The organism is Spirosoma liriopis, assembly GCF_023196085.1.
Lineage (GTDB): Bacteria > Bacteroidota > Bacteroidia > Cytophagales > Spirosomataceae > Spirosoma > Spirosoma oryzicola.
Genome location: NZ_JALPRF010000013.1, coordinates 58,978 through 81,701, shown reverse-complemented (window position 1 = coordinate 81,701; position 22,724 = coordinate 58,978). Strand labels below are relative to the sequence as shown.

At 48.4% G+C, this 22,724-nt stretch carries 17 protein-coding genes and 1 rRNA gene; 10 read left to right on the top strand and 8 right to left on the bottom strand.

Features of this window, described 5'->3' with window-relative positions:
* Positions 1-11: 11 nt before the first annotated feature.
* From rrf to M0L20_RS29160, 3 genes are all read left to right on the top strand, one after another.
* Positions 12-122: ribosomal RNA gene (rrf, locus tag M0L20_RS29170) — 5S ribosomal RNA — on the top strand.
* A gap of 122 nt (positions 123-244) precedes the next feature.
* Positions 245-730 (top strand): (2Fe-2S)-binding protein, encoded by a 486-nt coding sequence (locus M0L20_RS29165; RefSeq protein WP_232562058.1) that lies wholly within the window; start codon positions 245-247, stop codon positions 728-730.
* A gap of 2 nt (positions 731-732) precedes the next feature.
* The gene (locus M0L20_RS29160; RefSeq protein ID WP_248480790.1) at positions 733-2,901 is read left to right on the top strand and encodes a xanthine dehydrogenase family protein molybdopterin-binding subunit; all 2,169 of its coding nucleotides are present in this window, start codon (positions 733-735) and stop codon (positions 2,899-2,901) included.
* 75 nt (positions 2,902-2,976) lie between these two features.
* Here M0L20_RS29160 and M0L20_RS29155 read toward each other — a convergent pair whose 3' ends face one another.
* On the bottom strand, positions 2,977-3,351 hold the full coding sequence (locus M0L20_RS29155; protein ID WP_248480789.1) for a T9SS type A sorting domain-containing protein: 375 nt from the start codon (positions 3,349-3,351) through the stop codon (positions 2,977-2,979).
* Between the two features lie 462 nt (positions 3,352-3,813).
* Between M0L20_RS29155 and M0L20_RS29150 the strand changes: the two genes are divergently transcribed.
* Together M0L20_RS29150 and M0L20_RS29145 are read left to right on the top strand one after the other, a co-directional pair.
* Positions 3,814-4,890 (top strand): endonuclease/exonuclease/phosphatase family protein, encoded by a 1,077-nt coding sequence (locus M0L20_RS29150; RefSeq protein WP_248480787.1) that lies wholly within the window; start codon positions 3,814-3,816, stop codon positions 4,888-4,890.
* Positions 4,891-4,958: 68 nt separating this feature from the next.
* Positions 4,959-5,486 (top strand): GreA/GreB family elongation factor, encoded by a 528-nt coding sequence (locus M0L20_RS29145; protein WP_248480785.1) that lies wholly within the window; start codon positions 4,959-4,961, stop codon positions 5,484-5,486.
* A gap of 39 nt (positions 5,487-5,525) precedes the next feature.
* On the opposite strand, the gene M0L20_RS29140 is transcribed toward M0L20_RS29145, so the two are convergent.
* Positions 5,526-6,266, bottom strand: a complete 741-nt coding sequence (locus M0L20_RS29140; RefSeq protein ID WP_248480784.1) for a pseudouridine synthase — start codon at positions 6,264-6,266, stop codon at positions 5,526-5,528.
* Between the two features lie 173 nt (positions 6,267-6,439).
* On the opposite strand from M0L20_RS29140, the gene M0L20_RS29135 reads away from it, so the two are divergent.
* The 5 genes from M0L20_RS29135 (at position 6,440) to M0L20_RS29115 (ending at position 14,707) form a co-directional block, all read left to right on the top strand.
* Positions 6,440-7,522, top strand: a complete 1,083-nt coding sequence (locus M0L20_RS29135) for a Gfo/Idh/MocA family oxidoreductase (protein WP_248480783.1) — start codon at positions 6,440-6,442, stop codon at positions 7,520-7,522.
* 80 nt (positions 7,523-7,602) lie between these two features.
* Positions 7,603-8,598, top strand: coding sequence for a phosphotransferase enzyme family protein (locus M0L20_RS29130; protein ID WP_248480782.1), 996 nt, complete (start codon positions 7,603-7,605; stop codon positions 8,596-8,598).
* A gap of 23 nt (positions 8,599-8,621) precedes the next feature.
* Positions 8,622-9,425, top strand: a complete 804-nt coding sequence (locus tag M0L20_RS29125) for a hypothetical protein (RefSeq protein ID WP_248480781.1) — start codon at positions 8,622-8,624, stop codon at positions 9,423-9,425.
* A 466-nt stretch (positions 9,426-9,891) separates the two neighbouring features.
* On the top strand, positions 9,892-13,101 hold the full coding sequence (locus M0L20_RS29120) for a SusC/RagA family TonB-linked outer membrane protein (RefSeq protein WP_435531855.1): 3,210 nt from the start codon (positions 9,892-9,894) through the stop codon (positions 13,099-13,101).
* Between the two features lie 70 nt (positions 13,102-13,171).
* Positions 13,172-14,707, top strand: coding sequence for a RagB/SusD family nutrient uptake outer membrane protein (locus M0L20_RS29115; RefSeq protein ID WP_435531854.1), 1,536 nt, complete (start codon positions 13,172-13,174; stop codon positions 14,705-14,707).
* 72 nt (positions 14,708-14,779) lie between these two features.
* Here the strand turns inward: M0L20_RS29115 and M0L20_RS29110 are convergent, their stop codons facing one another.
* The 6 genes from M0L20_RS29110 to M0L20_RS29085 form a co-directional block, all read right to left on the bottom strand.
* Positions 14,780-15,871 (bottom strand): fasciclin domain-containing protein, encoded by a 1,092-nt coding sequence (locus M0L20_RS29110; RefSeq protein WP_248480778.1) that lies wholly within the window; start codon positions 15,869-15,871, stop codon positions 14,780-14,782.
* Between the two features lie 613 nt (positions 15,872-16,484).
* Complete coding sequence (locus tag M0L20_RS29105; RefSeq protein ID WP_248480777.1) at positions 16,485-17,870, bottom strand: mannitol dehydrogenase family protein; 1,386 nt, start codon at positions 17,868-17,870, stop codon at positions 16,485-16,487.
* A gap of 67 nt (positions 17,871-17,937) precedes the next feature.
* Positions 17,938-18,183, bottom strand: a complete 246-nt coding sequence (locus M0L20_RS29100) for a hypothetical protein (RefSeq protein ID WP_232562072.1) — start codon at positions 18,181-18,183, stop codon at positions 17,938-17,940.
* A 972-nt stretch (positions 18,184-19,155) separates the two neighbouring features.
* Positions 19,156-19,404 (bottom strand): hypothetical protein, encoded by a 249-nt coding sequence (locus tag M0L20_RS29095; RefSeq protein WP_248480775.1) that lies wholly within the window; start codon positions 19,402-19,404, stop codon positions 19,156-19,158.
* Between the two features lie 300 nt (positions 19,405-19,704).
* Positions 19,705-21,132, bottom strand: coding sequence for a glycoside hydrolase family 30 protein (locus M0L20_RS29090; RefSeq protein WP_248480773.1), 1,428 nt, complete (start codon positions 21,130-21,132; stop codon positions 19,705-19,707).
* 107 nt (positions 21,133-21,239) lie between these two features.
* The gene (locus M0L20_RS29085; RefSeq protein WP_248480771.1) at positions 21,240-22,703 is read right to left on the bottom strand and encodes a RagB/SusD family nutrient uptake outer membrane protein; all 1,464 of its coding nucleotides are present in this window, start codon (positions 22,701-22,703) and stop codon (positions 21,240-21,242) included.
* Between the last annotated feature and the right edge of the window lie 21 nt (positions 22,704-22,724).

Below are 22,724 nucleotides of genomic sequence, written 5' to 3'. Positions count from 1 at the left end.
GAGTTCAACAGGTTGGTGCGGTTAAGGCGGGTGAACACCTCTTCCATTTCGAACAGAGCCGTTAAGCCCCGTACTGCCGATGGTACTGCTGTCACAAGCGGGAGAGTAGGAAGGTGCCACCTGATGATATAAAGCGAGTGAATAGGAGACTATTCACTCGCTTTTTTTATGCCTTTTATACTGACTCAGTAGAGTAGTTTAGCCTTTTTCTTAACTTAGTTCTTTGAGTCAACCCTGTAAAGAAATGGCAATCTTCAAACTGCAAGTAAACGGCCGCAGCTATCAGGCCGATGTCGATTCTGATACGCCCCTTTTGTGGGTTTTACGCGATTCTTTTGGCCTTGTTGGAACGAAATATGGATGCGGAATCGCGCAGTGTGGTGCCTGCACTGTGCATTTAGACGGTGAAGCAGTTCGCTCTTGTGTACTGCCTGTATCTTCTGTCGGCAAAGCAAAAGTCACGACTATCGAGGGGCTTTCGGTAAAAGGAGATCACCCCGTACAGAAAGCCTGGGATGAAGTTGACGTGCCGCAATGTGGTTATTGTCAGGCGGGGCAGATCATGACCGCAGCTGCGTTATTAAAGCGTAATCCAAAGCCAACGCAGGCGCAAATTGACGATACGATGACCGGTAACCTTTGCCGGTGTGGTACGTATCATCGTATTCGCGAAGCGGTTAAGCTGGCAGCTGATTCGACTTCCTCTCCTAAACCTGCAAAAACAAAATAGCCATGCAGACCCTCTCAAAGCCAAATCGTAGGAATTTTTTAAAGATCGCAACAGCCGCTGGTGGCGGTTTGTTGCTGGGCTTTAACTGGTCTGAGTCCGAAGCTGCTGGATCTACTCTTGTTGATACGACAGCAACTGCTGTTTCAGGCGTTGAGTTTAACAGCTACCTTTCGATTAGCCCCCAGGGAATTATTACTATCTTTTCGCCAAATCCCGAAGTTGGACAAGGGATTAAAACGGCTTTCCCAATAGTAGTAGCCGAAGAATTGGACGCTGACTGGAAGAAAGTGGTTGTAGAGCAAGCTCCTCTCGACACTAAAAAATTTGAACGTCAGGTAGCGGGTGGCAGTGGTTCTATTCCTCATTCCTGGCAGCGGTTACGCAAGGCGGGAGCGACTGCCAGGCAAATGCTGCTGGAAGCCGCTTCCAAACGCTGGAATGTGCCCGTCTCTGAATGCACAACCGAAAACGGATTTGTCCTCCATACGGCTAGTAATCGTCGATTGAGCTACGGTGAATTAGCTACAGATGCCGCTCAGCAAACGGTTCCGGCTGATGTTAAGCTGAAAGATACTAAGGATTTCAAACTCATTGGTTCGACCATCAAGAACGTCGATAATCCGAAAATCAATACTGGTAAGCCGCTATTTGGTTTAGACTTTTATAAGGAGGGTATGTTGTTTGCCATGCTGCAACGTCCCGCTTTTGGCTATAAGTTGAAATCACTGGATGCGAAAGCCGCCAAGGCAATGTCGGGTGTTGTCGATGTAGTGACGTTCGATAACAACGTCGCTGTCGTTGGTAAATCAACCTGGCAGGTGAAGAAGGCGAAAGATGCGCTGAAAATAGAATGGGAAAAAGCGGAAGCACTGGAAAGTACTACGGATCATAATCGTATTCTTAAACAGATGCTGGACGATTCAAACGCAACCGTTCGTCGGAAGGATGGTGATGTAGACAGTGCATTCAAAAATGCGGCAAAGGTTGTCAAAGCTGAATACCAATGTCCATTTTTGCCCCACAATCCACTGGAGCCAATGAATTTTTTCGCGCATGTTCGTCCGGATGGTGTTGAGCTGGTCGGGCCTACGCAAACGCCGGAGTTAGCTCGCAACGAAACGGCCAAACTGCTTGGCATTTCGCCTGATAAAGTAAGCGTTCAGTTAACGCGGATGGGTGGTGGATTTGGCCGTCGCCTGAAGGCCGACTACGTAATTGAAGCGGTTCAGGTGTCGAAGCTCGTAAATGCGCCGGTCAAAGTTATCTGGACCCGTGAAGATGATATGAGTGGTGGAAGTTACCGTCCTGCTGTGCGATACCGTTTTGAGGCTGCCCTCGATGGGCAAGGCAACATGATCGGTTATAAATTGCGGGGAGCGAGTATCAACGCGGGGAACGCAACGCGCGAAGATAATTTTCCGTCGGGTGCCGTTGACAACCTGTTGATCGATAGTGTAGATCATAAATCGCCGATTACGACCGGTCCCTGGCGCGCGCCAATTACCAACTTTCTGGCTTTTGCTGAGCAGTCGTTCCTGGATGAAGTGGCGCAGGCTGCCGGAAAGGACCCTGTACAGTTCCGGCTGGAGCTGCTCGATAAAGCGAAGCAAAAGCCGGCTGGGGCAATCAAATACGACATCGACCGCATGAAAGGCGTTATCGAACTAGCTGCTGAAAAGTCGGGATGGGGCAAAAAGAAAGGAGCCGATGGTAAACCAGTGGCGCAGGGTTTCAGTGTGTATTTCTCACACCGTTCGTATGTTGCCCAGGTCGGTGAGGTGGTGATGCAGAAAGGCAAGCCCGTTTTGCAAAAAGTTTACTCGGCTGCTGATTGTGGCATTGTTATCAACCAAAGCGGATCGCAGCAGCAAGTGCGTGGTTGCATTGTTGATGGTATTGGGCACGCTATGTACGGCAATATGACCTTTAAAGAGGGTGTCCCCGATCAAAAAAACTTCAATGAGTACCGGCTTATCCGGCTCAATGAAATTCCGGAAATTGACGTGCATTTTATAAAAAATGATATTGAACCGACAGGATTGGGCGAACCATCGTTACCACCCGCCGGAGCCGCCATCGCGAATGCTATCTACAAAGCGTCGGGCAAACGGTTGCGCAGCCAACCATTCATTGAGCAGGAAGAGTTCAAAGAATTTAAAGGCGTATCGTAGTTTTATTACTTGAATATTTTATAAACAGAAAACCCGGCTAAGACCGGGTTTTCTGTTTGTTCAGAATGTTTGTTGTTACTGCATAGCAATTACTCGGTTTGATTTTTCAGTAGGGCGGGTCGATACGTTTAACTGCTTGCGGATGCTGCCCTCGCTTGATTTTACCTCCAGTTCGTATTTACCGTCGGCCAGTTGCTCGACATTTAATTTTACAGCATACTTCGTTTCTTTTTTGCTGATGTTCTGGTTGAAAATAACCTGATTGTCAGCATTACGAAGCATCACGACAACGGGTACCTCATCTGTCTTATTAATTGATACGCGAATGTGATTGCTAACGGTAACAAAAGCACTGGCATCAAAGGACAAAGCTTTTGGTATTGTTGGATTGGCTAAGGTTGCAGCGCTCATGAAGAGAGAAATAGCCAGATTACTCATGAATGATAGCATAGTAGTAGTTGTTTAATGTTCTGGAGTTAATTCGTTGTCTTTCGTTGTTTACTCGTTCATTATGTATAAGCCAAAGCTCGTGCCAATCGAGAGAGTGATTGACAGTCAGGTAGTTAACTGTTAAACTGTCCGCTACTTTTGTCCGCAACTGGACAACTCTCGTTCACTTGCGGACAAAAGTAGCGGGTGCTTTACTCGGCAGAAAGTGAGAAAAATATGAATTGTCAGGAATAGCTTTTTAAGCGTATGTTATCCTGCTTGAGCTGTGTTTTGGTTCGTTTTAGCACTTTGTCTAACAGGTCACTATTGGTTGGTGCAGGCTTTTGAGTTACACGTTGCTCTCGTTGGTCTTAAACCAATACTTACCTTTCTAAGTGCTCTTCGATCAGTTACAGAATAAGGAACTCAAACTTCGAATGGCCGTTCAGGGTTGTCGTTCTTACAAGCCATTCACTTTTAACTATGTCTACCGTTGACCACGTTCTGCTTGGTTACTCCATTTTTATTGTAATAGCCTCCTTTCTTAACCTTATACGGCTCGACTACTGGTGGATTCGGATGTGGGATTTTCCGCATTTGCAGCTTACCGTCATGGCTGCTGCCGGTTTGTTAAGCTGGCTGTGGCTCGATCATCTGATGGACGGGTATCGGGTGTTAATTCCGATTGGATTGCTACTGGCGCTACTCTATCACGGATGGCTTATTTATCCGTTTACGCCCCTCTACCGGAAGCAGGTAGTACGCTATGCGGGTAAAAAGGATGGTGATGAACTTGATGACAACACGATTCGACTGCTCGTGTCCAATGTCTACATGGAAAACACCCAAGTACCAAAAGTCAGGACGTTGGTCGAGAAGCATAAACCTGATGTTGTGCTGATACTGGAAGCGAATCAGAAATGGAAAGATGAATTAGCGTCGATAGAGGTTGACTTTCCACACCGGATAATGCATCCGCTGGAGAATACATATGGCATGCTGTTGTATTCACGCTTTCCCATTCGTCACCACGAACTACGCTTTTTGATTCAGGACGACATTCCTTCGGTATACGCTCAGCTTGAACTGCCCTCAGGAGAGCTGATCAACTTTTATGGGGTTCATCCCATGCCGCCCAGCCCAACTGAACATTATCGGTCAACCGAACGAGACGCTGAGCTGTTGCTGGTTGGCAAGGAAGCCAGGAAAAAAACAGGGCCTGTTATTGTGGCTGGTGATTTGAACGACGTGGCCTGGTCGCACACAACGCGCTTGTTTCAGCGAATAAGCGGTCTGCTGGATCCCCGAATCGGTAGGGGGTTATACAATACATTTCACGCCAAGTATTTCTTTCTACGCTGGCCTTTGGATCATGTGTTTGTGTCGCATCATTTCCAGCTACAGAAAATACTGCGCCTGCCAAACTGCGGATCTGACCACTTTCCGATGTTTATTTCGCTAACCTACGTACCCGAAGAAGAACAAGTGATTGAGGAAATCCCGCAACCCGAAGGGAACGATTTAGAAGAAAGTAGAGAAAAGATAGAGGAAGCCACGTAGAGCGGATCAAACGTGATGACAACTAATGGTTGTTTATCGCTGTTATGTTGAGATAAGCAGTAATCAACATGAGCAGGGCTTTTCTAAAAAACGAGAGTGCAGACGATCCCGTTGTTATTCCGGCACGGGCACCGCTGCCAATGGGTACCATCAACTACGTTACGCCACGCGGTTTGGCTTTGTTACGCACCGAACTGGAGACGCTGGAAAGTGAACGGGCACATGTTCAGTCGAACGAGAGTGATGAAACGGAGCGAACCCGGCAACTGGCGTTGCTCAATGGCCGGATTGCTAACCTTAACCAGCGCATTGCCAGTGCAAAAGTTGTCGATACGCGCGACCATCCGGAAAACGAAATTCGCTTTGGGGCGACTGTCAGCCTGCACAGTCAGACAGAAACGCCTGTTCCTACTGATCGTCAGTTGACAATTGTTGGCGTTGATGAAGCAAACGCTAGTCTAGGCAGAATCGCTTTTACGGCACCGATTGCGCGGGCATTGCTGGGAAAGCATGTGGGAGACACCGTTTCGCTGCCCGCGATCCGAGGAATCAACAAAATGGAAATAACCGCAATAACCTATGACGAAGCCAGTTAACCCATAGTATCGTCGTTCGGTTGCTGATAACGATAGCGCTTACACCTGCAAAATAGCTGAATCGTATCCGGAGAATAAGGTGGTCAACATTCGACTAAACTCGGCCTGTACGGGAGCCGTAATGACAATCGGTTCGCCTGTTTGCGGATGCGTAAACTGGATACGGCTAGCGTGTAGCAACATGGTGTTCATGGCAAATTGATCCAGAAAAAGTTTGTTCTGTTTGTTACAACCGTGGGGACGGTCGCCGATGATTGGGTGGAGGATATGCGCCATGTGTTTACGCAGTTGATGCATACGTCCCGTCGTCGGTTTAAGCTCGACCAGCGAATAGCGGGAAGTAGCGTGCTTGCCGAAGGGTAGCGGAATCTCTGCGCGTTGTAATGTTTTCAGTGCCGTCACCGCGTCCTGAACCACACCGTCATCTCGTCGTAGTGGATAGTCAATAACTTGTTCATCATCGGTGTAACCCCGCACGATAGCCAGATACGTTTTGTCAACAGTTCCCTCGGCAAATTGCTGCTGCATAACCGAATTCATGGCTTCTGTCAGCGCAAAAAGCAGTACACCGCCCGTTTTACGGTCCAAACGATGCACGGGATATACGCGCTGGCCTAACTGGTCGCGGAGAAGCTGAACCGCAAATTCGCTGGCGTCACTGGCTATCGGCGATCGGTGGACCAGTAGTCCATGTGGCTTATTGATCGCTACCAAATCCACGGTCTGATACAGCAATGTCAAGGGCTGACGTGGATCAGGTACTACGTTACTTACCTCCATAATGGACAAAAATACGGGATAGATGGCTATGTCGTACGAAACGGCTGGTGTCCGCTCGGGTGAAGTATTATTTTTGCGGCTTGGCTGGTAACTTTTGCGTTTCTTTGCCGAAGAAAAGGCCGACTTACTTCATCGGTGTCCTTAATATTAACTTACCCTTCAACGTCACGTTCATGTCTCTTTCAACAAATTCACTGCGAGTTCTTGTGGTCGGCTGCGGCAACATGGGCTCGTCGCACGCGATTGCTTTTAAAACGTTGGATGGTTTCGATATCTGCGGAATCGTATCGACTGGAAACAGTAAGGTAGTTCTTAACGAACGACTGGGCGGAGGGTATCCTTTATTCGATGATTATACAACAGCACTGGCCGAAACCCAACCCGATGCCGTCTGCATTTCAACCTATCCTGATACGCACGAAGCGTTCGCGATACAGGCATTCGAAAAAGGCTGCCACGTCTTTATCGAAAAGCCGGTTGCCGACACTGTAGAGGGCGCTAAGCGGGTAATTGCAGCCGCCGACAAAGCGGGGAAGAAGCTTGTAGTCGGCTATATTCTGCGGCATCATCCTTCCTGGGAGAAATTCGTGGAAGTAGCCCGCGAGATGGGTAAGCCGCTGGTAATGCGCATGAACCTGAACCAGCAAAGCCACGGCACAATGTGGACCGTGCACCGCAATCTGATGAAAAGCCTTAGCCCGATTGTCGATTGTGGCGTTCATTACATAGACGTAATGTGCCAGATGACGCGGTCGAAACCGGTTCAGGTAAACGCCATCGGTGCTCGTCTGACGAATGATATTCCCGCTGACAATTACAATTACGGCCAGTTACAGATCCGCTTTGAAGATGGTTCTGTGGGCTGGTACGAAGCAGGCTGGGGGCCGATGATGAGCGAAACTGCGTTTTTTGTGAAAGACGTTATTGGACCCAACGGCTGCGTTTCTATCGTCGCCAAAAATGCCGGAAGTGCTGGTAAATCAGACAATGTCGATTCGCACACAAAAACCGAATCGTTACGCGTTCACCGGGCCGCGCTCAATGCGTCAGATCAGTTTGTGGAAGAAGATACCTGGATTGATATGCAGGATGAACCTGACCACCAGGAGCTTTGCAACCGTGAACAGCGCTATTTCCTGAAAGCAATCCAGGAAAACATTGACCTGACTGACCACATGCAGGACGCTGTCAACAGCCTGCAAATTGCGTTCGCCTGCGATGAGTCCGTGCGGACGGGACAGCCGGTACTTTTATAACGGAGAGAAGATCGTTTATTCAGGGCTGTGTTCGCACAGCCCTTTTTGCGTTGTAATCACCATCCATAAAGCCTTCACCTATGACTATCTTTCCTACCCAATATTCGACTTTGTCCGCGTTGGCTTTGCGAGATCGTATTGCAGAACGCTACGGATTTGATGAGCTTCGTTGTCGGTTTCTGCTGCACGGAGTCAGCGATACCTATGTGCTGGAAAGCCCCGTCGAAAAGTACATCTTCAAGGTATATCGGGATGCTCACCGGAGCCTGAACGAAATAAAGGGCGAAGTAGAGCTGCTTAACATTCTGAAGGAGCAAGGGGCAAAAGTGGCTTATCCAATTCGAGACATGCGGGGTGAGCAGATTCAGGTGTTCAACGCTGCGGAGGGAACTCGGCATGGTGTCCTGTTTACGTTTGCCCATGGATATAATGTCTATGATCTAACAGACGAGCAACTGCGGGTAGTAGGGAGAGAGATGGCCTTTAACCACAACATTACGGCCCGAATCGACTTATCGTACGAGCGAAAAGCGTACGACATGGATACCACGCTCACACGACCGCTCGAACTCCTTAAGCCAGCCTTTGCCGATAATCTGGAGGGCTACACATATCTGTTAGCGCTGGCTGATCAGGTCAGGGAAAAAATGGCATCGTTCGATACGGATAACTTTGGTTATGGTTATTGCCACTACGACTACTTGCCAAAGAACTTCCATTTTGATGGTAATGCGTTTACTTTGTTTGATTTCGATTTCGCTGGCAAGGGGTATCTGGCTAATGATCTGGCGTCGTTCCTGGTTCATTTTTTCTTTCATACCATTACCGGAAAAATAACGAAGGAAGAAGGAAATCGGCAGTTCGCGGTATTTATCGAGGGTTATCGGCAAGTGCGTACACTGTCTGATGAGGAACTGGCTGCGGTTCCGTTCTTCGGTATTATGTTCTGGATTTTTTACCTTGGCTTTGCGTACGAAAACGTTGACGATTGGTCCAATAGCTTCTTCGGACCACGGTACCTGAAAGAACGGGTATCTACAATCCGGCGATTCACGGAGATGTATTGCCTGTTTTGACAACTAGTAGAGAATACAGAACGATGCGGCTGACACAATCAATAACGAATATCATTTTCGGGCTACTCCTGCTGATTAGATTGCCTTCCTATGGACAGCGGGCAAAAGAGCTACAGCGTTTTCAGCTGGCCCAGGTTCAGCAGGGCGTTGCCGTCGATGCGTCTTATTTCTACGTCGTCAACAACCATTCGCTAACGAAACACCTCAAATCGAGTGGTAAGCAAGTGGCCGTCTGGCAAGATACAACGGGGCTGCTAAAGCACATGAACAGCGGTGTGGTTATCGGGAAGAAGCTGTATTGTACGCATTCCAATTATCCGGACGTGCCTATGGCAAGCTCGCTCGAAATTTTCGACACCCGTACGCTCCGGCATATTGGTACGCATAGTTTTGGCCTTTTTCCCGGATCAGTTACCTGGGCCGACTTTCATCAGGGACACTGGTGGGTTGCTTTCGCCAACTATTCGGACAAAGCCTCTGCCGAAGGACGTGACAACCGCTGGACTACCCTGGTGAAATTTACCAAAAGCTGGCAGCAGGTGGAGGCCTGGACGTTTCCGCCTGTTGTATTGCAGGCATTTTTGCCAAAGAGTACCTCTGGCGGAGCGTGGGGGAAAGGCGGATTCATCTACTGCACGGGCCACGATAAACCTGAACTATACGTTCTCAAGCTACCGGAGCGTGGGTATACCCTGCAATACGTAAAAACAATACCGACCACCAGCGAGGGGCAGGCATTTGCGATTGACCGGAGCATCAGGTCAAAACAGGTTCTATACGGTATCACCCGGCACGACAATTACGTAATCGTATCGGTTATTGACTAACTGAACGCTGACTTTGTACTAAAACCGTTCGACCAATACCCATGACTAAGCCTTACTAGGGTTAATCCTAGTGGTGTTCTTCCGGCAATAATTAGTTGTAGGCATTATTCGGAATCGAGCGTTCCTGCCTATGCGCTTCGTAACGAGCAGGGTTTGTTAATAATTAGTATATGGGTAGATCGAATTGGATAGAGCTAATTTTGGCTACTAAAATCTATAAATAGGCTTAAAAGGTAAATATCTGTAATACAATAGATTATCTATAAATTTTTGGGTTTATTAAAACGCACTTAGAAATTTATTAAAAAATTTTAATTATCGATGAGTAGTTCGGCCGCCTTAAGTATTTCTTACGCCAGAGTCTGACAATTCTTTATTTCCTCTATTGTTGAACCTAAACGGGTCGTCTCGGCGCCCTAGAAACTTCATGCAAAAACTTTTACGCCCGCAGGCCCCGCTTGTGAGGATGTTGAGGCTGTCCTCCACACAAAGTTTCCTTTTCTTATTCGGGACTTCGCTTGCCTACGCTGCACCGGCTCCAAGCTGGGAGACCTTGTCTGGCAATCTTACGGTTCATCTGGCAACCAATTACGTCGACAGAACGATATCGGGTCGGGTAACGGACGAAACGAACGCGTCGTTACCGGGGGTCAGTATCGTTGTAAAAGGAAGTCAGCGCGGTACGGTCACAGATTCGGATGGTCGGTATAAACTCGATGTACCGAACGGTGATGCGACGTTGGTGTTTTCATTCGTGGGGTATTTGCCCCAGGAAGTACGCGTAGGAGCCCAGGGCGTTATCGATGTATCGCTCAAGGCCGACAACAAAGTACTCGATGAGATTGTGGTTATCGGTTATGGTACGGCCAAAAAGTCAGATTTGACTGGTGCCGTCGCTGGGGTTAAAGAAGCTCAACTGATGGAGCGTCCTGCTCCCTCGCTGAATCAGGCGCTGTCGGGACGGATGCCTGGTGTCCAGGTCAATAATAACTCGGGACGCCCAGGTGGGAGGACTACTATCCGCATTCGAGGGTTTAGCTCGATCAATTCTTCCAATAACCCGCTTTACGTTGTCGACGGTGTAATGCTTCCACAAACAACGGGCGATCAGTTCAGTAGTCCAATTGACTACATTAACCCTAGTGACATCGTTTCGGTTGAAGTACTAAAAGATGCTTCGTCTACCGCCATTTACGGTGCCCGAGGAGCCAATGGTGTTATTCTCGTGCAGACCCGTAAAGGTAAATCGGGTGAAGGTCGCGTTACTTACGACGGTACGTTCAGTGTAAACACTATTGGCCCTAATAAACCAAAAGTGTTGAACGCGCGTGAGTATCTTGCGACTGAAGATCTGGCCTATGCAAACATGGCTAAGTACGATCCAGTCGGCTGGGCCGCTGGTAAATGGTCTTACTTAGATCCTAAGGTCAGAAGAGCTGACTTTAGTAAAGCGCACCCTGGCGTTTTCGATGCGAATCTCAATCCGTTATATGACACGGACTGGTTCAAGGAATCATCGCAAAACAAACTTTCCCAGAGTCACCAGCTAGGATTCAGTGGTGGTAATGAACGTACGCAATATGCCTTGTCGGTTGGCTACCGGGACGATCAGGGTCTTATTAAAACATCGTATCTAAAACGGTATTCGGGGCGGTTTACGATTGATGATCAAGTAAAGAAATGGTTAAAGATTGGCGGTACGCTGAGCTATAATAACCAAACTGAAAACCTCGTCGATATTAATGATGCGGTAGCCCGCCAGATTGTCGAGGATTTTCCGTTCCTGCCCGTGAAATATTCGGACGGTAAATACGCCGAAAACAGGGATTATCCATACGCCGAAGGGTCAATGAGTTCGGTGCACCGTCTGATGGATCGTAAATACGTTCTGAACACTCAGACAACCATCGGAAGTTTATACACGAATATTGCAATTGCCAAAGGGTTAGAGATGAGAACGGTACTGGGAGCCAACGTTCAAACTCAGGAAGTTCTTCAATCACAGACCCGTACACTGGATATTAGTGCTAACGGAACGGCTAATGCAAATAACAACCGGACTACATTCTGGTCGCTGGAAAATTACCTGACCTATAATAAGCAGATCAATCCTAACAATTCGATCACGGCTTTATTGGGTATTTCGTGGCAGGCAACGGACCGATTTGGTATGGGAGCCAGCATACGGAACTTTGCTACCGATTACTTCACCTACAACAACCTGGGTGCCGGTAGTACACTTCCTACTGTGACTTCATTTGCTGATCGAAATTCATTTAATTCTTACTTCGGACGAATCAATTATAATCTGAAAGATAAGTATCTGGTAACCTTTACCGGCCGGGCCGATGGTTCGTCTAAGTTCGGGGAAAACCACAAGTTTGCGTTCTTCCCGTCGGCGGCTCTGGCCTGGCGTGTTTCGGAAGAAAACTTCCTGAAAGGTAATCCGGTCTTTTCCAATGTAAAACTACGCACTAGCTATGGACTAACAGGTAACTCCGAAATTCCACCTTATACATCGCTGGCGCTGCTTAGTTCGAACTATTCTACAGTTTACAATGACGCTAAATACGGCGGAACAGGTATCGACCGGCTAGCTAACCCTGATCTTCGCTGGGAAAAAACTGCCCAGACTGATGTTGGTCTTGAAATAGGCTTGTTAAAAGGACGAATCTCCTTGGAAGCTGATTATTACTACAGGAAAACGACCGATATGTTGCTGGATGCGCCAGTACCACGTACCAGCGGCTACGCTACCATTCGTCGGAACGTAGGATCGATGCAGAACCAAGGCTTCGAACTCGGTTTGAATACCGTCAACATCGACCGGGGAGGTTTCCAATGGAACACGACCTTCAATATATCGTTCAACCGAAACAAAGTGCTCTCTCTAGCTACACCATCGGATATTTTTGGCGTGGGTGGACCAAACTTTACGAATCAGACCAACATCATTCGGGTTGGGGAATCGGTTGGCTCATTCTGGGGACTGACTCGGCTGGGTACCTGGAGCGAAGCAGAGCGTGAAGAAGCGGCTAAGTTTACTAGCTACCGGAACGGTCTGACGATCCTACCGGGTGACATTAAATACCTTGACGTAAACGGCGACAAAGCAATCACCGATGCCGACCGGAGCATCATTGGTAACGGTAGCCCGAAAGGGTGGGGAGCACTGACCAACAGTTTCCGTTACAAAAATTTCGATGCAACGCTTGAATTGCAGTTCATGTACGGTAACGATGTTATGCTGATGAACCTGCACGCTAGTGAAGACCGGCAAGCGCTGGCTAATAGCTATTCAAGCGTACTGAATGCATGGACACCGACGAACCAGAACACGCCGATCGCTGAAATTCGCGATACGCGGGCGGGCTACGTAACCAACGTCGATAGCCACTGGATCAAAGATGGTTCCTTCCTGCGCGGTAAAAATCTGTTGTTCGGTTATACATTTCCTGCAGAGCTGACTAACCGACTCAAGCTGAACCGTCTCCGGTTGTATGCTACTGCACAGAACTTCTTCCTGTTGGTTCAAGATCCAATTATTGGTGATCCTGAAGTAACGCCAACCAACCAGGGAGTTAACGATAACAACAGTGCCTTCTCTCAAGGCCAAATCTGGCACAACTATCCAAAGCCAACTACGTACATGCTCGGTCTGCAAATCGGTCTTTAACCTAAACGACAGCAATCGTATTCAAACGACTTTCACAATGAAGTATACTGTTCTCAAACAAGTGGGCAAAATGGTAGTCAGCGGAGCAATCGTACTGCTGGGACCAGTAGGTTGCTCTGATTTTCTGGTCGAGAAAGCACCGTCCAACCTAACGCCCGACAATTTTTACACCATTCCCGACCACGCTGAAGCGGCTCTGGCAGCCGTGTACGATAACCTTCGTTTCTTCGGCAATGGAGCCGGTATTTTTTCGTCAAACTGGCAGTTGCTTGAAGCCGTCACGGGAACATCGACGACCGAAACCGCCCAAAACTCGGATCTGAACAATCTCTATGGTTTGGTCTATGATGGCAATACGGCGCATGTTGTCAACTACTGGAATGGTCTGTATCGGGTTATTGCGCAAGCTAACCAGACAATCGACAAGGTGCCGGGCATAACCCCAATGGATGCCGCACAGAAAACTAAAATTTTGGGCGAAGCGCGATTTTTACGGGCAACAGCCTATTTTACGGCGGTCCGGCTATGGGGTGATATCCCACTGGTTACGAAACCACAAACGATAAATTCAGAGGACTTTCAGCCAAAGCGGTCATCACAGGAGGATGTCTACAAACTGATTATTGAGGATCTGACGGCTGCTGAAGCGGCTGGTCTGGCCTGGATGGACGTGAGCGGTCGGGTCAATTTGGCAGCCGTAAAATCTCAGCTGGCTCGCGTGTACCTGACTATGGCCGGGCAACCGCTAAACAAAGGAGCAGCATACTATAAGCTAGCGGCAGATAAATCGTTGGAAGTAATCACGTACGCTAATGCGAATCCGAGCACAATCAACTTGTTTTCGACCTACGAAGATGTACATAAAGAAAGCACCAAGAACCGATTGGAGCACATCTATATGCTTCAGTATAATACGTTGGTAGCTAGCAATCCAATGGATAATATGTACCCGAACTTTAAGCCGGTTACGTACAATGGTCCAGGTGGTACAGGAAGTACAGTGCCGACTCCTGCATTTTATAAATCGTACGAAGCGGGTGATTTGAGGGCGAAGGATCAGGTTGGTTACTTCTATACGACGTACTACACCAATGGAACTGGAGCTCAGTTCGATTTGAATGCTCCTTATATCTTCAAGCATTTCAACCGAACTGCTAACGGTACCCCTGGTGCTACAGCAACCCGTAACAATAACCTCAACGTACCACAGATCCGGTATGCTGAAGTGTTATTGATGTATGCTGAAGCGCAGAACGAAGTGGGTGGCCCAACGCAAGCTGCTTATGATTCGTTCAAACGCATCCGCGACCGAGCGCAGCTGACAACACCCGCGCTTGGGACGTATACGCAGGCTAGTTTCCGAGAGGCTGTATGGAGGGAGCGTTGGCATGAACTGTGCTATGAGCAAATTACTTGGTTTGACATGGTTCGTTTGCGGAAAGTGTACAACGAAACGACCAACGGCTTCGATAACTTTGTTGGTCACGTTAACCAGAGTTCTAAACAAGCTTTACAGGAAAAGCATCTTTTATTTCCAATAGGTAGACAGGAGATGCTAAACAACCCTAACCTGCGTCCGCAGAACCCAGGGTATCCAGGAGTATAACGGGATGATCACAAATGAAAAACGCCGGGCATGACACCCGGCGTTTTTTGTTACTAGTAATTGGTTTGTCGGTTACTGACTCAACAGTACGCGGTCGATAACATGCACGATGATACCGTTAGATGCTACCTGATCGGCCTGCGTGACCGTAGCGGCATTACTACCATTGCCTTTGCCTGTTAGGGTAACTTTACCATTGCTGACGTTAACCCGAACGCTACCGCCCTGAGCGGTGACAATATCGGCACCGTTCTGGAAGGTTTGTGCATAAGCCCGGTAGTTCAGCACGTGATACAGTAAGAGACTAGCCAGTTTCTGCTGATCTGCTGCCTTAATAGCCGCTTCGTCGGCGTAACCTGCTGCCTTGAATGCGTCGTTGGTCGGCGCGAAAATCGTATAACCGTTCTGGGTGTTTTTGTTCAAAACATCCTGCACACTGGCGCCCGCCCGATCAATGGCCGCTGCCAGGAACGATAAATTCGCATTATTTTTTGCTAGCGTAACAACATTGACTGTTGCTGGTGTAAGCACCTGGTTGATAATATGTACTACGCTACCAACCGTTGGATTGTCACCCTGAATAATTTTTGCCTGGTTGACGCTAATGTCGCTGTTACTGACTTTGTAGACGGAGATTGTATTGTCAGCAAGGGCGGTCTGATAAACGGTATTAACACCGGTTGGAATAGAGGACTGGTCAATACGGGAGTTTACGAGGTGATACCGCAAGATACGCTGTAAATCAGCGGCTGGTGCTGCCTGAATAGCTGCCTCGTTGGCATAACCGGCGGCCTTAAAGGCCTCATCCGATGGCGCAAAAATGGTAGCGTTCTCCTTGTTAAATTCAGAAGTTAGTCCAGCTCGTAAAATAGCTGCTTCTAACAGATTAAGATTGTCTTTCTGCGCAATATACGTCACAGAAGCAACGACGGTTGTTCCGGGTGTTGTAGCGGTGCCCGTGCCTGGCGTTGTTGCCGTACCCGTACCCGGCGTGGTAGCGGTACCGGTGCCTGGCGTCGTGACTGTGCCTGATCCAGGATTTGTGGTGCCAGTTCCGGGCGCTGGGGCAGGCGTTTCTTTTGTGCAGCTAAAAAAGAAGGGACCAGCTGCGAATAAAAGCAGAAGCGAACTCTGTCGAAAGCCCGCGCGAATGAATTGAAACATAAGTTGAGTGGTTTAAAAGATGAACAGATAAAACAAACTAGCATTACAGACGTGGCCCACTTTATGAGTGATACGTACAGTAATTCATATAAATAAAACTTGCTTTTGCTTGTGATGTTGTGTGGTAGAGTAAGTAGAATTGTGCAGTAATAGTTGAGTTTTTCAGATAACTGCTTGATTTTATTAAATTTATATTGTAATTATCCTATTTTCTGGTCGGCAAATTCTTGATTTAACGGTCACCGAGCTTTCAGGCATAGTAGAGTGGAAATAAGTCTGAGTATCCAGCAGCAGGTTACTCAATTCCATTGATTATTCGAAGCTTATAAGGGAGAGTTAGGACGCTGGGGACTAACGATCAGATGACCTTTAGTCGTCCCTGAAAACGGGAAAAGGAAAGTGAGATCGGGGAGGATAGGAGAACGCACGATGGAACTCGGGAGTGGCTCCCACCGCGAAACAAAGGCAATGCCACTCCGGGACGCTGGCAGCACAACTTCGTTGAACCGAACGGTTTATGAGCGATGCAACACGTCGTAGGTGGGTTTGCCTATTCCCGCCGATGTTCACAAAAAGCGTTGCTTTACTATGAACATCGGCGAGATGTGACAATTTAGTGTAGTTCTAGTAACGTACACATCGTTTGGCGGAGTGTGAACGCAACACCGTAAATGGCTATCTGCTTGCGGTATAATTTGTAAGCTGCCGCAAAATGTGGAATCGTTCGTAGGTTAGCCGAAGCAAAAGGTGAACTGTCCAGAAAGGCTAGAACGTCCGAGTCCTCGATCTTGTACCAATCATCCTCGCTCAAACAGATCTCATTGATTTCGTACTCTTCGTCCTTGTCGTCGGTTGTTGCCGAAAGGTAGTGCCCGTAAGTAGCTAATAAAAACGCAAGGCAGTACGTCGGTTTTTCCTGTTTTACCAATTCTGCGAGCGTCGGCAGAATAAACGCCGGTAGTTTAGACGCTCCGTCGGCGCACAATCGCGATAAAGGAATGTTCACAGCCGCGCTAGACAAACGTCGGAGTAACTTAGTCTTGTAGTCAGTAAGATCAATGCTTCCGGGTGCAGTAACCAGCGGGCTGACAAGGCGGTTGATAAAGACGTTGACGTAATTGCTGAACACGCTGTCGCTCATGGCCTCGTGAACGGTTCGGTAGCCAGCCAGAAAAGCAGGATAAGCCAGCAAACTGTAGGACGCGTTTTGAAAGCGTTGTTGCAGAGCTTCGTAGGGAGTGCTGTCGTCGACAAACGTGACTCCGGCAATTTCCCAGTCCGGTCGGCCTGAGCCGAACTTGTCTTCAATAACCCAGCTGGTCAATTCCTCCCAATACTCGGCCCTCGTGGCAGTGCGTTCGTCGCTGAGATCGTCTTCCATTGCTGGAATAGACGTTACTGAGTCCGCTACTGAATTAGGAAACGTGACATGCCGTTCGATCCAACTGGCTAAATCCGCGTCTTTGTCGTTGACAACTGACAGCAACGCTTTTCGGGTCGCATCACCATTGCGTGGTAAATCGTCGCACGATAGAATAGTCAACGGATCGCCCAACTGCTCGCGTCTTCGGGCTAATGCTTTGGTTAAAAAATCAAAAGCTAACAAGGTTTGGTCAGTATCGACTATACCCTGAACACCCCACTTTTCTCCGTCTTCCGTTAGTGAAAGGGCAACGATTTTGACTGCTGGATCGGCTAAAGAGGAAAGGGCTTCCTCCGGCTGAGTACTGGCCGTTATAACGTCGATGAGGGATCCGCTTTCGTTTATTATCGATAATTTTTCGAGCCTATCAGCGGGAAGCAGGCTGATAACGCGAATTCCCCAGTTAGACTGGTTGGCTAAATTCATAAACTTAGCCGTGTAATAAGCCGGGTGTTTATGAATAATCGTACCGACACCGATATGCACCATACCGGCGCTTAGTTGAGTCAGATTATAAGTAGAGCTGGTGATAGCTGACGTGCCTTCCATCAGAACGGGCTGAGGTAGTGTAAACATGATCAGAGCTATTTTAGCGTGGTTGATGAGTGTAACAAATGCGCAAGAGCCTATCCAAACGTGTCAGCTAGGCCGCTTTTGCATGGACAAGTTGCGGAATGGGGCTCGTTTGCGTTTGACCCATTTCGTCCTGCTGACGCAGTCCTTGAGCAATCTGGATTATCTGGTTGCCCAGTTTTCCCTGTTCTTCAATACTCGCCTGAGCGTACTGGTTCTGTCTGGTTGGTTCCCAGTCAAACAATTCCGTTTTGGCGTCGTAAATGCCAAGTGGCGTATGGCCGTCCTCATCGGACAAAAGTGCTAATGCAGACATGGCTTCTGACTGTGTAGAACAGTAAAAGGCATGGTACTGCTTTTCAAGCAGATATAGAACAGAATATCGGTTCATGATGATAGGATCAGTGCACAACAAAAGCACTAGCTATAGATTAGACTATGAACGTCGCCGTAAGTCTCCTAACTAGTCAATTTTGTTTTGCGTTGTACAATAAGCGCTGAATGCTTTCCAGTAGTAAACCTGTATAGTTAGTCAGCAATACGAATGGGACATACAGGTGGAAAGCTACGGGCGTCTAACGGGCTAGCAATTCGAGAATTGTCTCAACTAGTCATTAGAAATCGCCTTGAGAAATCAGAAAGAATTAGCCGATTAATTGCGGGATGAAAACGTTCGTTGGGGGCAAGGTAGCAGATTACCACCAAAGGGAGTAAGCATGCGCGCTAAACCCTCAAAAACTGCGGTATTATGCTGAACAAAGCCTAACAGGAATAAACGAGAAAAAGTACAAATCGATATCCACGTAGCCTTTGCTGTACTTTTATGTTTTAGTGCGTATGATGAGTTCATAGTCAGGATAAATTCTTAATAATCAACTAATAAATCGAAAGAATGTTGAGCATTCTTCGTTCAGGTAGATAACTAACCAATGCACCTGAATAGTTTGTTAATATTGGTAAAGTTCAAAAAGTGCCTCTGATTCTTCTGCAAAAAAGTAAATTGTACAACCGATTCTTTATCCAGTAATATAGATAACGGGGCTTAAAATGAGCCGTTTATACGATTGTTTGCCCGGTTGATAGTATGCGAGCATACATTTGATAAATTATTCGTCTGTCAAAAGTTCTTTATAAAGTACACAGTAGACTCTACTGCCAATTTGAATTATTGTGTAATAATTGATGCCTAATAGAATAAAAAAAGAAAAGCCGCCCAAGATTTTAGCGCTCAGGCAGCTTTTTCGAGAAAATTTTCTTTGTATTATCTAAAACGAAGCAGGTGTATTCCTTAGTTAACCATGTTCTGCTCACGGGCAAACTTTTCTCGAATGGCCGCTTCGACGTAAGCCGTACTATTAAGTTGTTGACTGACAATTTCCGCTACGTCGAGGGCCACCCCGTTGATGGGTAAAGAAATCTTTTCGTCGGTCTGCTCATCGGCTGTGTGGTTCGGTACCAGCGACCGAACCGGATGCCCGATTAACCGGCCTGTCTCGTCGTACTCGCCCCAGAATTCCCAGTATTTAGAGTGAAACAAGTTCCCACCTACTGATTTGACTAGAACCTGTTTGTTATCAACTAAAAGCCGGATCGCATATTTTCTAGTAGTTAACATCGTATTTATATTCTCGTTGAGCATAAGGGTTAACGATTGTTTTCGGAGCGTCGACCCTTACGCTTCTGTACTTGACTCTATTAGGAAACACGGCTCGTGCATCGCGTGTTTTATTGCAAGCTCAAAATTGCCCCGCATTCGTTGCTGGTCGAAATTAAAGTTGACCAGTGCCTGATTTCATCCGCTGAATATGGGTTTTTGTCGGTCGAACGAATTACGAAATCACCAAACGTAGGTTCCAACCGATCCTGCTGGCAGTGATGTGCTAACCAGTTTGCCGTTGTCGCGGACGTTGAACGCCTGTGTTACCTCCTTTGTATTAAGTACGATCAGGACTTTTCGGCCATCGGGCGTTTTAAAGGCTACATTTGGTAAAGCGTCTGACGTGTTTGACTGAATGCGTACCGAGCCGGGCCTGACAAACTTTGACGCTACGGCTACGTTGTAGTAGGCCGGATTTCGTGTCACGGCATTGCCGTCCAGCGTGATAGCGCCCAGGCATTGGGTGCATCCACCAATCGTATGAGGTTCCTGTTTCGGATCAGCGGCCAGGTTCCATTCCAGCACGGTACGGCTCCAGTTGCGGGTCGCTCCAATGATGAGAGTCTTGACGTGCCAGGCCAGATCACCTTTCAGATTGCCGGGCGCACCGATCCATTGCTCGGTGAAGTACAGGTTTTTGTCCGGATGCGCTTTGTGTACGTCCGTCAGAGCTTCGATGGGTCCAGCGTAGAGGTGAAAGGCCGAGCCGTCGACGTATTGCTTTGCTTCCGGATCGTTCAGAATCGAGATGGGGTAATCAGGCCGGTCGGCGTTGTGATCGTACAGAACGATTTTTGTGTCGATACGCGCCTGTTTAAACGCAGGTCCTAAACTTTGCTTGATAAACGTCGCCTGGTCCTGTGGGAGCATCAACAGACTTGGGTTATTGCCCGGATGCAGCGGTTCGTTCTGAATCGTAATCGCATCAATGCGAATGCCTTCCTCCTTCATGCCCCGAATGTATTTGACGAAATACTGCGCGTAGGCATCGTAATACGCCGGCTTTAAACTTCCCCCTTTTGAGTTGGCATTGGTTTTCATCCAGGTTGGTGGCGACCAGGGCGAACCCAGAATCTTGATGGCTGGATTTATGGCCAGAATCTCTTTCAAGATTGGAATCAGATGGGTCCGATCCGGGTTCAGCGAAAACTTTTCCAGCTTCTCATCGGTCTGACCTTCGGGCAAATCGTCGTACGAAAAAACGCGGTCGTCCAGGTCCGATGCGCCGATGCTGATGCGTAGGTAACTCACACCGATGCTGTTTCCTTCGGTAGCGAAGAGTTCTTTCAGCAAGGCCGCGCGGGCTTTTGTGTCCATACGGTTGAGCAGCATGGCACTACCGCCCGTTAGCGTGTAGCCAAACCCATCAATCGACTGAAACGTCTGCGATGCGTCAATAGCAATGGTTGGATTCTGGTTTGTTGCGCTGGAAAACGAAAGCGTTCCGGGCTGCCTGGCAAACAAGGCCGACCGGTCCGGATTGGTCAGCCAGAACTGGACACCCGCCGACGACGTATGATTGAGCGAACCCCGCTGACAACTGCTTCCAATCCCAAACAAGGTCAGGAAAGTCAACGCAACGATTTTTTGTTTATGACGTGTATGCATGGGGAATAATTTTATTGGAAGCTACGCTTCACGGGTTCGTAGACTCATACGCCGTATCTCCAAGATACGGCGTATGAGTCTACGAACCCGTGAAGCGGCAAACTACACTAATACCCAGGGTTTTGCTGGATCAACGGATTGTTGTTGATCTCGCTTTGCGGAATCGGGAACAATAAGTAGTTGACATCCCGTGCACCGCGAATCTGTTGGATGATGTCCAGTGCCGTTACTTTGTGCGTAGCGCCGGCATCGGCTTGCGTCTGACGGGCGTAGCGCAACAGATCAAACCAGCGTTCGCCCTCGAAAGCCAGTTCCAACCGACGCTGGCGGTCTACTTCATCGCGGAACGCTTGTTTTGTCGCCAGATCCGCCTGCGTGAGCGCAGGTAGACCCGCACGAGTCCGAACCGCGTTCAGGCGAGTAAACGCTTCCTGATTAGGGCCGTTCTGTTCGTTCGACGCTTCGGCAAACATGAGCATCACGTCAGCCAGCCGCAGTATGTAGTAATTGTCGGGGCTGTTGAACGCGTTTGGATTACTCCGCCACTTGTACACAAACGGACCGTTGTCATTCGCGTTGCCCGATGTGGCCATCACAAAACTGGCGTGGTTGCGACCGGCTTGCGTTACTTCGCCCGTAAACTTCCAGCGGAGATCGTTCAGGGTATCCGCGTATTGAAGCAACTCCGTCGTGGGGATGTTAAACTTCGGAAACGAATACGTAGCCGGGGGCGAAGGCAGTACCAGGTCGGGTAGGATGAATCCACCGTCGGCATTACCCGCAAATTGTACTTCAACAATCGACTCGGTATTGTTATCGGGCGGGAACAGCGCATTGAAGCTTGGCGACAACTGGTACAGACCGCTGCTGATCACTCTATTGGCTGCGGTAGCCGCATCGTTCCATTGGCGCTGGGTCAGGAAGACGCGCGTCTGTAGGGCGTTGACGGCAGTTTTGATGATCCGGGTCCGGTTTGCCGTCTGACTCCCAAACGATGTCGCCGTTAGTTGTTCGGCCTGTTGCAAATCGGTCGTGATCTGCGCGTACACCTGTTCAGCCGTTGAGCGGGCAAGAGCAACGACGCCTGGTTCACCAGATTCGGTTGGTTCAAGCCGCAGTGGAACACCCCCATACATGCGTACCAGATTGAAATAATGCAGCGCGCGTAAAAAATACGCTTCGCCAATAATCTGATTTCGGCGCGTTTGATCCATCTGGATGTTCGGTACATACCGCAGTACGGCGTTGGCCCGGTTGATACCAACGTACGAATTCTGAAACACACCGCTTACCTGACCCGTCTGGGGTGTCCAGATCAGGCGCTCCAGCGCGTTTACGTCGCCGTTGCTGCTGGTGACGTTGTCCGACGGCATTTCGCCCACCACGTTTAGATCCTGACCGTAAAGACTGCCTTGTTGCAGCGCATCATAAGCGGCTGTCAGGGCCGCTTCGGCATCATCGGAACTGGTGAAAAAGTTTTCGGGCGTGATGCTGGGCAATGGTTGTTTGTCCAGCACATTACAGCTCGCCAGCAGCAGAAAAGGAATGCAAAATATGATAAGACGTTTCATAGAACTAATGAGAGTGCGACT